The sequence below is a fragment of the Paludibaculum fermentans genome, from assembly GCF_051172195.1.
GTDB classification, from domain to species: Bacteria; Acidobacteriota; Terriglobia; order Bryobacterales; family Bryobacteraceae; genus Paludibaculum; species Paludibaculum fermentans_A.
The window spans coordinates 6,479,976-6,494,596 of record NZ_JBPJAQ010000001.1 but is presented as its reverse complement, the minus strand read 5'-3'; the positions used below and the strand labels follow the sequence as shown (position 1 = coordinate 6,494,596).

9 protein-coding genes and 1 CRISPR repeat array are annotated in these 14,621 nt (G+C 59.3%); of the genes, 3 read left to right on the top strand and 6 right to left on the bottom strand.

Going from position 1 to position 14,621, the window contains the following annotated elements:
- The first annotated feature begins 16 nt into the window (after window positions 1-16).
- Window positions 17-589: a hypothetical protein gene (locus tag ACR9Y2_RS26115; RefSeq protein ID WP_435044665.1), complete on the top strand. Its 573-nt coding sequence runs from the start codon at window positions 17-19 to the stop codon at window positions 587-589.
- Here ACR9Y2_RS26115 and ACR9Y2_RS26110 read toward each other — a convergent pair.
- Together ACR9Y2_RS26110 and tdh are read right to left on the bottom strand one after the other, a co-directional pair.
- Complete coding sequence (locus ACR9Y2_RS26110; protein ID WP_435044664.1) at window positions 586-1,773, bottom strand: glycine C-acetyltransferase; 1,188 nt, start codon at window positions 1,771-1,773, stop codon at window positions 586-588. The genes ACR9Y2_RS26115 and ACR9Y2_RS26110 overlap by 4 nt on opposite strands.
- Window positions 1,774-1,897: 124 nt before the next feature.
- Entirely contained in the window at window positions 1,898-2,959 is a 1,062-nt protein-coding gene (tdh, locus tag ACR9Y2_RS26105; protein ID WP_435044663.1) for an L-threonine 3-dehydrogenase, read from the bottom strand.
- A 38-nt stretch (window positions 2,960-2,997) separates the two neighbouring features.
- On the opposite strand from tdh, the gene ACR9Y2_RS26100 reads away from it, so the two are divergent.
- Window positions 2,998-4,413, top strand: coding sequence for a PhoPQ-activated pathogenicity-related family protein (locus tag ACR9Y2_RS26100; protein ID WP_435044662.1), 1,416 nt, complete (start codon window positions 2,998-3,000; stop codon window positions 4,411-4,413).
- A 1,002-nt stretch (window positions 4,414-5,415) separates the two neighbouring features.
- The gene (locus tag ACR9Y2_RS26095) at window positions 5,416-6,351 is read left to right on the top strand and encodes an abortive infection family protein (RefSeq protein WP_435044661.1); all 936 of its coding nucleotides are present in this window, start codon (window positions 5,416-5,418) and stop codon (window positions 6,349-6,351) included.
- Window positions 6,352-6,499: 148 nt separating this feature from the next.
- Here the strand turns inward: ACR9Y2_RS26095 and ACR9Y2_RS26090 are convergent, their stop codons facing one another.
- The 4 genes from ACR9Y2_RS26090 to ACR9Y2_RS26075 form a co-directional block, all read right to left on the bottom strand.
- Entirely contained in the window at window positions 6,500-8,137 is a 1,638-nt protein-coding gene (locus tag ACR9Y2_RS26090; RefSeq protein ID WP_435044660.1) for a hypothetical protein, read from the bottom strand.
- Window positions 8,138-8,768: 631 nt separating this feature from the next.
- A CRISPR array of direct repeats spans window positions 8,769-9,400; the repeat unit is 37 nt; unit sequence GTTCTAAACCCCTTCTCTTCGGGGCGCTCCTTCTCCC.
- A gap of 220 nt (window positions 9,401-9,620) precedes the next feature.
- Window positions 9,621-9,896 (bottom strand): CRISPR-associated endonuclease Cas2, encoded by a 276-nt coding sequence (gene cas2, locus ACR9Y2_RS26085; protein ID WP_435044659.1) that lies wholly within the window; start codon window positions 9,894-9,896, stop codon window positions 9,621-9,623.
- A complete protein-coding gene (gene cas1 / locus ACR9Y2_RS26080; protein ID WP_435044658.1) occupies window positions 9,869-11,827 on the bottom strand; it encodes a CRISPR-associated endonuclease Cas1 in 1,959 nt (652 codons plus the stop codon). Before cas1 ends, cas2 begins: the two co-directional genes overlap by 28 nt.
- A 1,925-nt stretch (window positions 11,828-13,752) precedes the next feature.
- The gene (locus ACR9Y2_RS26075) at window positions 13,753-14,613 is read right to left on the bottom strand and encodes a hypothetical protein (protein WP_435044656.1); all 861 of its coding nucleotides are present in this window, start codon (window positions 14,611-14,613) and stop codon (window positions 13,753-13,755) included.
- Between the last annotated feature and the right edge of the window lie 8 nt (window positions 14,614-14,621).

The window sequence follows — 14,621 nt, the reverse complement described above, 5'->3', positions numbered from 1 at the left end:
TTGCGAAGCTGGTTGATTGGCCGCTCAACGCACCGCTGCTGCCCGCAAGCGCAAACGGGCCCGTCCTGCCCGGATCCAGACCAACCTCTCGATCACGCCAGATCTCCGGGCCATCTTACTGATTGCACTCGTGCTGACCCTGGCGGGCTGGTGGTTCTGGCGGAGCTATACGGTCACCTTACAGAGCCCGGTCATGCTGCACTGGCAATCCCCGATCATCGTGGCCAAGCGGATCACGACCGGCGGAGCGATCGAGGCCCAGGCGGACCAGAACGGCAAGGGTCTTACAGCGTGGCAGGAGTATGCCTGCCGCAAGTTCGGTCCGGATTGCCGGCTGGCGCTGGCGATCCAGCGGGCCGAGAACCCGCAGGGCAAGTGCGAGATCTACCACTACAATCGGGACGGGTCACTGGACTGGGGCTACTTCCAGATCAATACGGTCCACCTGCAGCGGCCAGGGCTGAACCTGCGGGACTTGCTGGATTGCCAGGCCAATATCGACTTCGCGTACCAGCTCTATAAGGAGCATGGCGGGTTCTCGCCCTGGAGCACTTATAAGAACGAGCGGTACAAGCTGTTTATGCGCTAGGCCAGGATGCCCATGCGGCGGGCTACCTTGTCCAGGATCTCTACCGCCTGGTCCAGATGCGCCGTGGTGTGGCCGGCTGTGACGATGGCTCGGATGCGAGCCTTGCCCTTGGGTACGGTCGGGAAGCCGATGCCGGTGGCCCACAGGCCTTCCTCGAAGAGGGCGGCCGAGAAGGCGTGGGCCATCTTGGCTTCTCCCACCTGGATGGGGGTGATGGGCGTCTCGCTGACTCCGGTGTCGAAGCCCCTGTCCTTGAGGGCGGCCTTGAAGTAGCGGGTGTTGTCCCAGAGCTTCTCGATACGCTCGGGCTCCTCGACCAGGAGGTCGAAGGCGGCGTTGCAGGCGGCGGTGACGGCCGGCGGATGCGAGGTGGAGAAGAGGAACGGGCGGGCGCGGTGGTAGAGGAACTCGATGAGGTCCTTGCTGCCGCAGACATAGCCGCCGAGGACTCCGATGGCCTTGGAGAGGGTGCCGACCTGGACATGGACGCGGCCATGCAGATTGAAGTGATCGACGGTGCCGCGGCCGTTGCGGCCGAGGACTCCGGAGGAGTGGGCGTCGTCGACCATCATGATGGCTCCGTGGGCCTCGGCGGCTTCGGTGAGCTGGTCGAGCGGGCCGATGTCGCCGTCCATGGAGAAGACGCCGTCGGTGATGAGGAGTTTGCGGCCGGGCTCGTCCCTGAGGGCGGCCAGTTTCTCGATGGCGTGGGCGACGTCGCGGTGGCGGAATACGTGGATTTTGGCTCGAGAGAGGCGGCAGCCGTCGATGATGGAGGCGTGGTTGAGCTCGTCGCTGATGATGTGGTCTTCGGGGCTGAGGATGGCGCTGACGGTGCCGGCGTTGGCGGCAAAGCCGCTCTGGAAGACGACGCAGGCTTCAGTGTGCTTGAAGGCGGCGATCTTGCGTTCCAGCGCCATGTGCATGTCGAGGGTGCCGGTGATGGTGCGGACGGCTCCGGTGCCGGCTCCGTACTTGCGGACAGCCTCGAGGGCGGCTTCCTTGAGTTTCGGGTGGTTGGCGAGACCAAGGTAGTTGTTGGAGGCGAGGTTGATGACCTCGCGGCCATCGGCGTGGCTGACGGCTTCGCAGGCGCTTTCGAGTTCACGCAGGCGGAAGTAGGATCCGGCGGCCTTGAGCTCGTCGAGTTGCTGGCCGAGGTAGGCTAAGGGGTTTGTCGGCATGGATATGGGTCCTTCTTGAAGGAGATGGTGGAGCAGGCGGACGGTGGGAGGAGGACTGGGGGCTTCCGGTTGCTCCTCCGCTCGCTGACGCTCACGGCTCCGTTTGCGGACGGCATGGGAGGTGCTATTCTTCCCAGCTCATTACGATTTTGACGGCTTCGCCGCGCTCTAACAGGCCGAAGGCGTCCTGGAAGTCCTTGTAGCCGCACTGGTGGGTGATCAGCGGCAGCAGGTCGAGTTTGTGGTCTAGCAGGAAGCGTTCGCACTGGTACCAGGTCTGGTACATGAGGCGGCCGTTGATGCCTCTCACCGTGACCGACTTAAAGATGATCTCTTCGGCCAGGTTGATGCCGACCTCGGTGGACGGGATGCCGAGCATGGCGACATCGCCTCCGGCGCGGACGATCTTGAAGGCGGTGTGGATGCCGGGGGCGCTGCCGGACATTTCGAGGGCTACGTCGACGCCGATGCCGTCGGGGGTGCGTTCGAGGAGGGCCTTCTCCCAGCCGGGTTCGCGCGGGTCGTAGGTAAAGGGCAGGCCGAGTTTCTGGGCCATTTCGCGCTTGTGGGCGTGGGGTTCGACGACGAGGACGGAGAGGGCTCCGGCGGCGTTGACGATGGCGCAGGCCATGAGGCCGATGGCTCCGGCACCGATGACGGCGACGGTGCGGCCGTTGACGGGCTGGGCCATGACGGTGTGCATGGCGTTGCCATAGGGATCGAAGATGGCGGCGACTTCATGCGGGATGCCGGGCTTGAGGCGCCAGACATTGGACTGAGGCATGGAGATGAAGCGGGCGAAGCAGCCGTCGCGGTCGACGCCGATGATCTTCATGGTGCGGCAGATGTGGCCGAGGCCGGTGCGGCAGAAGAAGCAGTGGCCGCAGCCGATGTGGCCTTCTCCGGAGACGAGGTCGCCGGGCTTGAACTCATCGACGGCTTCGCCGACGCGTTCGACCATCCCCATGAATTCGTGGCCGACGACCAGGGGCGGGTGGATGCGGCGCTGGGCCCATTCGTCCCACTGGTAGATGTGGACGTCGGTGCCACAGATGCCGGTCTTAAGAACCCGGATCAAGACGTCATTTTTGCCGATCTCGGGGACCGGAACATCCTTTAAAATCATCCCCCGCTCGGCTTGGGGCTTGACGAGAGCGGGCATCAGAACGGACGACGAAACAGCCATTTGAACCTAGTATATCGGTTATGATTTATGCGGGTTCCATGTATCACAACCGAATCACTCCATCCCTAGCCCTGCTTGCCGTTCTGGGCCTGTCAGTGTGCGCGCAGACCAAGAAAGAGACGGCTCTGGACCGTTATGTCGCGAAGCCGGATCCTGCTTACAAGTGGGAGCTGGTGAAGACGATTCCGGGGCAGGGGGTGACAGCGTACGTCCTAAATGTCACTTCTCAGAACTATCTTACGACAGCCGAAGTCGACCGGACGGAATGGAAGCACTGGGTGACGGTGTACAAGCCGGAGAAGGTGGAGAGCGACATTGCGCTGCTGGCGATTGGGGGCGGGAATAACAACAATGCGGCTCCGGACAAGCAGGATGCGTTCCTGGCGGGGATGGCGGCGAAGACGCAGAGTGTGACGGTGGATTTGAAGATGATTCCGAACCAGCCGTTGAGTTTCTTTGGCGAGTCGCGGCAGAGGACGGAGGACGCGATTATTGCGTTCACGTGGCAGAAGTTCCTGGAGACGGGCGACGAGAAGTGGCCGCTGCGGCTGCCGATGACGAAGGGCGCGGTGAAGTCGATGGACGCGACGCAGGAATTCCTGGCGAGCGAGGCGGGCGGCCAAGTAAAGGTCGGCCGGTGGGTGATTACGGGCGGCAGCAAGCGCGGCTGGACGACGTGGACGGTGGGCGCGGTGGACAAGCGCGTGATCGCGGTGATGCCGGTGGTGATCGATATGTTGAACATGGAAGCGTCGTTCACGCATCACTGGCGGGTGTATGGATTCTGGGCGCCGGCGGTGAAGGATTACGTGGAGCACGGAATCATGGAGTGGCAGGGTACGGAGCAGTATAAGAAGCTGTTGGAGATTGAAGAGCCGTACGAGTACCGCGACCGGATGACGATGCCGAAGTACATTGTGAACTCGGCGGGGGACCAGTTTTTCGTGGTGGATTCATCGCAGTTCTACTGGAATGATTTGAAGGGCGAGAAGTACCTGCGGTATGTGCCGAACACGGACCATGGGGTGACGCGGCGGTCGGATGCGGCGCAGAGTCTGGCTTCGTATTACGAATCGATTGTGAAGAGCTGGAAGCGGCCGGAGTTTGACTGGACGATCTCGAAGGACGGGATTATCACGGTGACGTGCAAGGACAAGCCGAGCGCGGTGAAGCTGTGGAGCGCCACGAATCCGGAGGCGCGCGATTTCCGGCTGGAGCAGATTGGGCCGGCGTACCAGAGTAAGGATGTGGCGGCGGAGAGTCCGAACAAGTGGGTGGTGAAGCTGGCGAAGCCGGAGCATGGCTATTCGGCTTCGTTTTTGGAGTTGACGTTCCCGACGCCGGGCGGGAGTGAATGGAAGTTCACGACGGGAGTGAAGGTGATGCCGGATGTGTATCCGTTCCCTGCTCCGACTCCGAAGACGCCGAAGGGCGGGGTGTTGCGGAAGCAGTAAGAAGGATTGGCCGGGCTTAGGCCGGGCCGGAGTGGACAGCCGCCAGGCACTCTCGTGCCTGGCGGCTGTTTGTGTTTTGGGGGGTTCTGGGTGAGGTTGAAGTTGGGTTTGATCGCTCTGGGTGGGTGGATTCGGGGTTTGCCTTCTTGCCGAAGCGTTGGAGGCCTCGGGCTGCGAATTGGGTTTGATCGCTCAGGCTGAGTGGATTCCGGGGGGTTGCCTTTTCACGGAAGCGTCTTCGATCTTGGCGGACGAATTGGGTTTGATCGCTCAGGCTGAGCGGATTTCGGTATTGGTGGTTGGCTGGGGCCGTGGGGGCTGCGTTGGGTTTGATCGCTCGGTGCGAGTGGATTCCAGGGTTTCTGGTTGGCGGAATGGCCTTCCTTTCGATGATGGGTTTGTTCCCTCAAAAAGTGCGGTGTTTGCGATTTGAATGTTGACGGGGGCGTATGGGGCGATGGCGGCCGATTGGGTTTGATCGCTCCGTGCGGGTGGATTGGCTGGTCCTCCGGCCTTGAGAGGACGAATGGGTTTGTTCCCTCAAAATTATGGTGATTGGTCAGGGTGCGCGGTCCGGTTCTGGCTGGGAGTGGAACAGGTGTGCGGGCTTGGGGTCCGGGGCGGTGCGGATGTCAAAGAACTAGAGGCCGGGCGCCTGGGGTGGACGCCTGATCTCGACGACAGGGTGTGGCCTGTCGAAGCGGGATTGTGGCATGGGTGTGCGGGGCTGTTCGAAGAGGGATGCGTTAAGGTGTTGAAACGGAAGGGAAGATATTCTGGATTCGGCTGTGACTCGAGATCGCCCACTTGCACAATGGCTGGAAAGTCCGGGGCGACCCGCGCGACGTTCCCGGACCGATCGCCGCAACGGCCGTGCTCCGCTCGCATGGGATTGGCTATCGATGGTGGGGCCGGGGGTTGAGAGCTTCAAACTGTGTAGCCAAGCTCGCCCTCCCCGATTTATAGGCTGGACCGAATCCTTTTCAGTTTTGATCTGCTGTAATGGGAATCGTGCTCCGGCCATTCTCTAAACGCCATGAGAAAGCGCTCTTCGTTGAGAAAAGCATCAAAGTTTCGCTCCCTGGGCGGTTGCGGCGAAGAATCTGGCGACTGCTCTGCAACCATAACTACGAGTTTGCCGTTCAACTTAGCGACGATGATAACTGGAGGGGGAACAGCGATGTCCTGGATGAGGCGATCGTTGAATTAACGGCAGTTTATGGCTGGGACGTGCTGAAGATCCGAAAAGAGAGTGGACAGTGGTTTCCTGCGAAGACCGATCGGTTTGTCTCGGAGGCATTCCCTGCACAAGTATTGGATCTGCTTGAGGCATTCCACGCTCAGCTCGGGCAACAGGCTAGTGCAGCCTTTCAGCGAGACCTCAACGAAACCTTCGAGCAGGAGTCCTGCAACTGGCGAATGGCCGACGGACGGTTCTTCCAGGTTGATTCTGAATTCGTCGAGAAGGCGGTCATCGAGCCGACTCACGAACTGCTGAGCGCTGACGGGTTCGACGGGGCGCAAGAAGAGTTCCGTGAGGCGAGAAGCGACCTGGAATCCGGAGACCACAAGGGGGCAATTCTGAACGCGTGCAAGAGTTTCGAGAGTGCCTTAAAGGTCGTGACGAATCGTCAGGAGGGCAATGCGGCCACTCTCATCCGGGAATTCATCACGGCGGGCTTCTGCGATGACCTTCAGAATTCAGATGCGAAGAGTATGGAATCGGTATTCATGGCGCTGCCAACCTTGCGGAACAAGTTGGGCGGGCATGGCCAAGGACAGAGCGCCATTCGCGTGCCACGGCCCTATGCCGAACTTGCGATTCAGTTGGCTGGGACCTACATCCAGTTTGTTGTGAAGGAGGGGCTCCGGAAACAGCAGGCGGTCAAGAACCCGGGAAAGCGGTCCAAACCCAAGGACGACGATATTCCGTTCTAATGCCACGAAATCAAATCGCCAAGCCGGGCGGGCCGTGCAAATCTGAGACTTGGCGGGTGCAGCGACGAGTCCCGGACTCAGCGAGGTTGATTTTCAGTCAGCGCTGGTCCGCAATAGATCTTTGTCCCGACCTAACGGGGGCGCCTGATCATTTCGGCGGTGCTTGGATAGTGTGAGCTTTCCTCGGTCCCCCAACGGGCTTCATTGCGGGTGCCTTCCCTGCTGGAGAAATGGGTGTCGGCGTTTGGATTGGACTTGTATGGGATACGTCAGCCTGGGCGGCTGGCTTGGATTCGATCTGCCGTAACAAGCGGGTCGCGCGTTTCAGCAGTTCCAGCGCCTCTTTTGGATTGTGGGCCTCCTCGTCGCGAGCGAGACTGACCAATCGCCAGGATTCCTCCACCAGCGGGCGGTTGGCTGCTGATGACCAATCGTGTTTTGCGGTCACCTGCTGCTCCATGTGCGTGAACTCTTCGCGCGCCACCTGTACCGGGGAGGCTCCGTGTTTTGGGAAACCGATGAAGCCCAGGAGCAGGTAGAGTGAGAGGACTCCGATTCCCGAGAGCAGGACGTAGGAAAGACGCTTCAACTGGCCAGGGTGGTGCTTCCAAGGCTTGAGGAGGGAAAGAGCCGCAGCAATGGCCAACCCCATAGCGAGCAGCGCGCCGCAGGCGACATAGATCTCCCTGAACTCAAAAGCGTTGCCCACGATGTGAACGAGTTCGAGTGAATAGATGGAGACTACGAAGACTTCGATCCATTCCACTTTCGATTGAGTCTCGGCGAGAATTCCTCCATCCCTGGTCCTCTGTTGGGCACTAGCCCCTGTTTCCAGTTCAGCAATTGTGCGGCGGAGGACCTCTTCGCTTTCGGGCACACGCAGACCCTTCAGGCAGAGGCGAAAGAAGCGATTCAGGGCATCGCGTTGGCTGATCTCTTCGTAGAATCCGGCCAGGCGGCCTCGGAGAACAGCGTGGCGCAGGTGTTCGAGTGCTTCCCGGAGAGCGATCCTGTCAGTTTCACTTGTTTTCTCGTGATTGGGCTTAGAGGGCTTCGGAGTTGTGTGGCTTGAATGCGGGTGATGGGATGCCAGTTCCAGCCCTTCCGCGATGTGGGCGGCTTGTTCCTTCCAGCCATGCAATGCAGCACGGGTCAGTACAGCCGCCGCGTAGCAGGGAAACCACTTGTCACGGCGGTCTCCCAGGCGCGCACGATCGTACTCTATGCCCTGATCGCACATGACTTGGGCGCAACCCATCGTGGAGGCGGCGACGATGTGACCTTCATTCAACAGTTCGCAAGCGACACCAGGGGTACCGGCCGCGGGCAGAGGGTGATTGCATTCCTCAATTTGCGAGAGGGCGGCAGCAAAGCCGGCCACGTCTTCCTCGGCACTCACCCCATCGGGGCGATCGAGGCTTCGGATTTGCGTGCTCTTCGAAAGGCGGACGACGGTGAACACCCCCAACTGATCCATCATTCGACGGGCATGGCCCCGACCCAATTCCTCAACGGGTTGGAGCAGGTATCGAGCGAGATCGGTGAGAGTGAACCAGGCATAGGGGTGGCCCAGGACCTGGGTTTCCATCCACTGGCGGGACCAGCGCTGGCTCCAGATATCCTCTGGATTCGAAGGTCCGAGAGTCTCAACGACAGGGTCCACTTCGTCCGGAAGCCGGGCAAGAAATCCAGATTTGCGGCGATAGAACTGAGAGAGGCGGTAATTGAACTCCTTCACGTCCGCCGGTTCAAAGCGAGATTGGTGGTTGTCCAGTTTCCGGCGCATTGGGATTGACAGCAGGCCGGCACCATCCGGCCCGAGGAGAAGCTCGATGCCTTGTCCAAAGCCGCACTCGGCGCGTTGAGAACGCAGGGCCGGCTGCAGACCAACTTGCTTTGGGCCACAGAAGGCAAGATGGCGGCCACCCCAGGCGTCCGACACTTTCTCATCCAGCGTCCAGTAATCAAATTCAATGTTCTCTGGACTGGCGAGTGGGTCAAGCCGGCGGGCACCGAAGAGGCGATCGATGGCTTGTGGCAAGAACTCGTCGCGATATATTGGCCCTGGGGCTTTCCTCGCCCAAATCCGGGTCGCTTCCCCACTGGTGAGTGAAGTACTGGCGGCAGCGATTCGGCTCCGCAATTCAGCCTGCAAGCCAATTCGATAGCGAAAAACGGAGAGGAAACGCGTTTCAAAGGCTAGAACGTCCATTGTCGTCTCCTCCTCCAGAAAGGCCTCGTCACCGGAAACAGGCTCGCATCGACAGCCTCAGCCCGGTCCTCCAGTGTACTCCGAGCCGAAGCACGGGGGTAGTGGAGGGACACGGCCAGAAATGGCATCCCCATAGGCCGAGGAATTCAGGCCTTCATTACTTCCACAAAATGTCTCTTTGATACATCGAGCTCCACACCTAATAATTCTAAACCCCTTCTTTTCGGGGCACTCCTTCTCCCATTCAAGATTTGAGAAAAAGGGCTGGAGCCTTGTTTAGTTCTAAGCCCCTTCTTTTTGGGGCACTCCTTCTCCCAATTGATGTGAAATTAGGAGTATTGCCATTAATTCAAGTTCTAAACCCCTTCTCTTCGGGGCACTCCTTCTCCCGAAAGGATTTAGGATTGGTAAGAAACCATACGCGACTAAGGCTCTAAACCCCTTCTCTTCGGGGCGCTCCTTCTCCCTTTGAGTCCAACTCAGGGAAGAAAGGAGCAGGAGAGTTCTAAACCCCTTCTCTTCGGGGCGCTCCTTCTCCCGAGGAGTTTTGCTACATGGATGTATTACAGATTCGCGTTCTAAACCCCTTCTCTTCGGGGCGCTCCTTCTCCCTTTTCTGTAGTTCAATGGCTCAACCGAAGTCAAAATTGTTCTAAACCCCTTCTCTTCGGGGCGCTCCTTCTCCCACAGCGCAAACTTCTTTTTCCGAAAAGAACCTCCGTGTTCTAAACCCCTTCTCTTCGGGGCGCTCCTTCTCCCACATAACGCACGAGTTAACCTAAAGATTGAAGAACCGGAGGGTTCTAAACCCCTTCTCTTCGGGGCGCTCCTTCTCCCAGCACACCTTCCAAGCTGTTACAAACAGGGCACTTCCTGCTGCATTTTCCCGCACCCCCATTTCCCGGTGTTCCTGGAGACCCCGGCAGCCCACTGACGCTGCGCCAAAACTGGGCCCATCTTCTGTCGATTCAATAGTTTGCCAGACTCCTCCGCACCCCACCCTCCGGACACGTTCACCCAATGACTGCTCCAAATTGCTGATTCCATGTGGCTTGGCCTATACAATGTAGTAATCTTCGTCCTTTGGCACCCGGCCCTGGCCCAGTGCCAGAGTCTTGCCCGCACAGCCGTCGCATATTGCAAACACATGGAGCTTATCCTCGGTCGGCTCCAGCTCAGCCTGCAACCGGATCAACATCTTTTCATGGAGCGGTGGCTCCAAGAAGACTATAAACACACTCTCCTGAATCCGTTGACCAAAGTCCAGCAGAACCTCGGCTATGCGGATGCGCCTGCGGTCATCCTTTAAATCGTAACAGACGAGGTATTCCAAGGGTCCTCCGGTAATATCTCCTCGCCGCAGCGATAAGGCGCCCAGGAAATGCCGTCTCGGACGCAGGCGGCTGCTCGTCTGCACTCGCGCCGAAGCAGGGCGCGATAACCGCCTGCTCCGGCTCCCGAATCCTCTTCGTCCTTGCCGGACATCCACTTCTCGTAATGCTGAAAGAACTGCCTGATCGCCTCCGTCGTGAGGTACACGGGTTGAGCGGGGCCGCCGTGTTGCTCGAAATCTTCAGCCTTGAATTCGTGCCGGTTGAGAATCGACATCACGAAGCGATCGGCCACAGGATGACGGAGAGGTTCCACTAGATCGAGGGCCAGAGAGGGCCGCCCGTATTCGGGCTCATGAAGAAAACCCACACCCGGATCCAGCCCGGAAGCCTCGAGCAAGCCGCGCAACTCCTCGGTGAGGAGGCTGTAGGTGAAGGAGAGCAGGGCGTTGATGGGATCGGTGGATGGATGTTTGCGACGGCCCAGCCATGGGAATCCTGAAAGGTTGAAACGCATGAAGGAATCGAAGTAGGCGCGAGCAGCGGAGCCCTCCACGCCCAACAGGGCAGACACCGATTCAGCGGTCTTGGCGTGCGTGAGAGCGTCCTCGATCGCGGTGAGGCCGGTTGTGCCGAGATCGACGTCCGGATGGCGCGACCGGTACCGTTCGAGTACCCACAGACCGTTGCCAATTTTGGCGGCGATCGTGGCGCGGGCCGCCTCCAGACTTCGATCCGAATCGCGGTGGAAGTCGTATTGGGCAAGGCGCAGGGGCACATTGCGACATTCGGCACCTGCGAGGGCGCCCCGGAAGCGGCCGTGGCGAGTGAACAGGCTGAGAGAGATGCCCTTGTCGAGCATTTCCAGCATGGCTTGTGAGGTGACCTGGACATTGCCGAAGACGAGGACATTCTCGAGTTTGTGGTAGGGCAGATCGAGAGCGACGTGGCTGTCATGTTCCACCATTAGCCGCTCACCCGATTTGCGGATGATGGAGCCTTGCTCGCTGACATACAAATAGGCCATGAAGGCACTTCCTTTCGTGGCAGGCAAGCGATTGTCACCGGGCGGCCCGGTTGCAGATTGTTTGATTACCGGGGCCTCGGGTTCGGTCTTGCCTGGCCGCTTCTGACGCCACTGATGAAGCAACCTCGCGGGCATAGGAGGCGCCGCCTTGACGATTCGCCCTTTGGGCTTTGGTCCCATGCGCCAGGGCAAATAGACCCGCTCGCCTACAAACCAAGCTCCCAGATAGTTGAAGCCCCGCTCGAAGTTCACCAGTTGGGTCTTGTCGACGTTCAGCTTGAGTCCGAGTTGGTCGAGGACAGCGGCAGCCCGCTCGGCAGCCTGAAGCGCGGATTCGGCAGATTCGGCGAGAACCAGGAAGTCGTCAGCGTAACGGACTACTCGACAGCCGGACTTCTCGAGTTCGACATCCAGCGGATGGAGGAAGAAATTGGCGAGGACAGGCGACAGCGGGGAGCCCTGGCCGATGCCCCTGGTCAGCCGGCGAACCCGGTCGCCGTTCCACACCCAGGCACGCACACTGCGAGCGACCATTTCGTAGACGCCGGGCTCCTCGACTTCCGGCCGCAGATGCTCCAGGAGGAGACGGTGCGGAACGTTGTCGAAGAAGCTGGCGATGTCGCCATCGACGCCGGCCCGGCAGCCGCGGTCGCGCCATTGTGCAACTCGGGCGATGGCCCGATCGACGCCGCGTCCGCGGCGGTAGGCGAAGCTGGAGTCCAAGAACTCCGCCTCAAAGGCACGAGAGAGCCTCCGCGCCAACGCTGTCTGGACGATGCGATCACGGACGGCCGGAATGTGGAAGGTTCGGGTTGCCGGGCTGTTCGGTCGTTTTTCGGCGACGAGTGGCAAGAGGGGGAGAGGACGCCATGTGCCACTGGAGAGTTCCTGATGGAGGGCTTCCACGCCGCCTTCCGCGTGCTCGGCGAAGGACTCTACGGTTACTCGATCGACTCCGGCGCAGCCTTCATTCTCAGCGACGCGTTCCCAGGCTGACCAGAGGTCCTGGAAGGAGCAGTTCCAGGCGGCGGGGGTGTCCTGACCGTCGGATTTGACTTCCGATGGAAGATTGGGCTGCGCCAGGGGCGCCTCGATGGGCGGAGTGGCAGGCTGTTCGGCTTGGTTGTCAGGATCTATCGGGTACTGGCTGGTTGTGTCAGGTTTGTTGGCGATGGGATCGTTCGTATTTCGCTCCTTTCTCTTCCAAAGAGTTATTCAGGCGGTTGGTGGCCTCTCGCTTCAATGATCTTGGGCATTAACGCTGATCGCCGAACTGAACTTCGAACACTTTGCCCTACTGATCGTGCGCATCTCTATCATTGCGACTTTTCGGCGTGCTGCATCGAGATTTGTGACTTAATTGATCTGTGGCGTGAATCACTCTCGCAGCATTGTTCATGGTAGGGCATCGTCTCGGATTCTGATTGGCGGTCGACGTGTTGTTTTCCATGTCTCAATATTACGCTCCAAACTCCTTCTTGTCGGGCCTCCTTTCGGACAAGGAGACATCGTGAAGAAAAAACTACAATGTCCCGTTCTAAACCCCTTCTTGTCGGGGCCTCCTCTCGAACGATGGACGAGAGGGACTGATGGTACAGCTGGCATCAAGTTCTAAACCCCTTCTTGTCGGGGCATCCTCTCGGACAATCCTGAGAGATGTTGAGTTCAGGAAGAGCTATGTGACGTTCTAAACCCCTTTTTGTCGGGGCCTCCTCTCGGACTCGCGGAACTCCGATGGACGAGAGGGACTGATGGTACAGGTTCTAAACCCCTTCTTGTCGGGGCCTCCTCTCGGACTTATTCGGGAGGAATAAATGAAGGCCATCGACATTCAAGTTCTAAACCCATTCTTGTCGGGGCCTCCTCTCGGACATGGTGATAGGTTCGCGAAAGGTGATGGTGATAGCGATGTTTCTAAACCCCTTCTTGTCGGGGCCTCCTCTCGGACAGGAAAATCGAGATTATTTCCAGACTCATGACTTCTTGCGTTCTAAACCCCTTCTTGTCGGGGCCTCCTCTCGGACGGAACATCCAATCATTCAGTTGAGCGCGGTGGCTCGCCGTTCTAAACCCCTTCTTGTCGGGGCCCCCTCTCGGACCCCTACGAACCCTAAGAGGGGCTTTTGTAGGCAGATGTTCTAAACCCCTTCTTGTCGGGGCCCCCTCTCGGACGTGGCGGTGTTGCGCCTAAGGTTACGAAAGGCAGGGTTCTAAACCCCTTCTTGTCGGGGCCCCCTCTCGGACAGAGGAGGGCCCGGAGGGCTCTTCGAAGATCGCACAGTTCTAAACCCCTTCTTGTCGGGGCCTCCTCTCGGACTCTGATAAGGAGTTGAGACAATGAAGAACAGTTTTGTTCTAAACCCCTTCTTGTCGGGGCCCCCTCTCGGACTTAAATTCCAGGAGGATAGATATGAAGATGTTTATTGAGTTCTAAACCCCTTCTTGTCGGGGCCCCCTCTCGGACTCAAGAGTCCGCGACTGCGACTGCGAAAGAGGTGAAGTTCTAAACCCCTTCTTGTCGGGGCCCCCTCTCGGACTAGAAAGGGTAGCCATGCTGGAGATGGGGAGGAAAAGTTCTAAACCCCTTCTTGTCGGGGCCCCCTCTCGGACAGCAGCGCTGCTATGTCATTGTAAACAAGCCTCCTTTGGCCGGGTTTTCCCGCACCCCCTGGCCGGCCTGTTCCTGGAGTTGTCATACGGGCCGAGCGGATCACGTTCATCGACCTGGAAGTCATTCTGTTTGAGGCAGATACGCGGCCCATTCCGGACCCCGGCCTGAAGCTCCGTTTTGGGCATCAAGGTATCATCTCCTAGATGGGAAAGGCTTTGCCTCAATTGGCAGGGCACCAGGAGATCTCCTCGGCAGTGGGTACAATATGATCCGTCCAGTATTGATCCAGAACCCCTGGCGACGGCAGTGGGATCGGGAATGACAGGCTCGAACCGGCAGGGAAGAGAGTCCAGCGCCAATACAAAACAACCAAGGCGTAGGCACCGTTGAGTTGGACTGGTTTAAACCAGATGCGAGACGGCCGCCGGAGTTTGGTGATCGAGTCCGGCGCTCTCAGATCCAGCATCCGGGAGCTATAGTCTGGACCAAGCAGGGAGTTTGAGACGCGCAAGGGGAGGGCGAAAGCAGCGGCGCGCGCCAGTTTCTGATTCAATTGAGGAGGTTTCGGAGACTCAGTCCAGTACCGCTGCAAGTCATGCCGTACGCCGTCGGGCCAGCGATGCGGTTTCCAAAGGGTTCGGATCTGCTCGAAAGCTTCGTCCAGACTGTGAAATGTCTCGTTGATCAAGGCGATTCGAAGCCCGGACTCGCTTGCCTCGGGCCAGGAGGGGAGAGTTGAGGATTGACGCTGTGTCCGGTCGTGGCCGAGTTTGAGCATGGAGACGGCGTTGGCGGCAACGCCCAACCGTCTACGGACTTCGTTGCCCAGATGCGGCAGTCCGCTCAGTTGGGCTGACTGCACAGCACCAAAACCGAAGCGGGTGCGCCCGCCGAGCGAGCCGAGGAGCGACCAGACCTCCAACAATGACCGGAGCACCTCCCATTTCCCCTGCAACGCCGGTGTGAGTTGTCTGGGCCCCCGGCATAGCAGTTCGAAGTTCTGCCCCGGGGAGAAGTATGCACGTTTGGGTGCGATGGACTGCCCGCTTTTGTCCCGTCCGCGGCCCGCGATTTCGGCCATGGCGCCCG

What these genes read in the sequence shown, in the direction of transcription:
- ACR9Y2_RS26110 (WP_435044664.1), bottom strand. Translation starts at nt 1,773, where the DNA reads ATGCCGACAAACCCCTTAGCCTACCTCGGCCAGCAACTCGACGAGCTC.
- tdh (WP_435044663.1), bottom strand. Translation starts at nt 2,959, where the DNA reads ATGGCTGTTTCGTCGTCCGTTCTGATGCCCGCTCTCGTCAAGCCCCAA.
- ACR9Y2_RS26100 (WP_435044662.1), top strand. Translation starts at nt 2,998, where the DNA reads ATGTATCACAACCGAATCACTCCATCCCTAGCCCTGCTTGCCGTTCTG.
- ACR9Y2_RS26095 (WP_435044661.1), top strand. Translation starts at nt 5,416, where the DNA reads ATGGGAATCGTGCTCCGGCCATTCTCTAAACGCCATGAGAAAGCGCTC.
- ACR9Y2_RS26090 (WP_435044660.1), bottom strand. Translation starts at nt 8,137, where the DNA reads ATGCGCCGGAAACTGGACAACCACCAATCTCGCTTTGAACCGGCGGAC.
- ACR9Y2_RS26075 (WP_435044656.1), bottom strand. Translation starts at nt 14,613, where the DNA reads ATGGCCGAAATCGCGGGCCGCGGACGGGACAAAAGCGGGCAGTCCATC.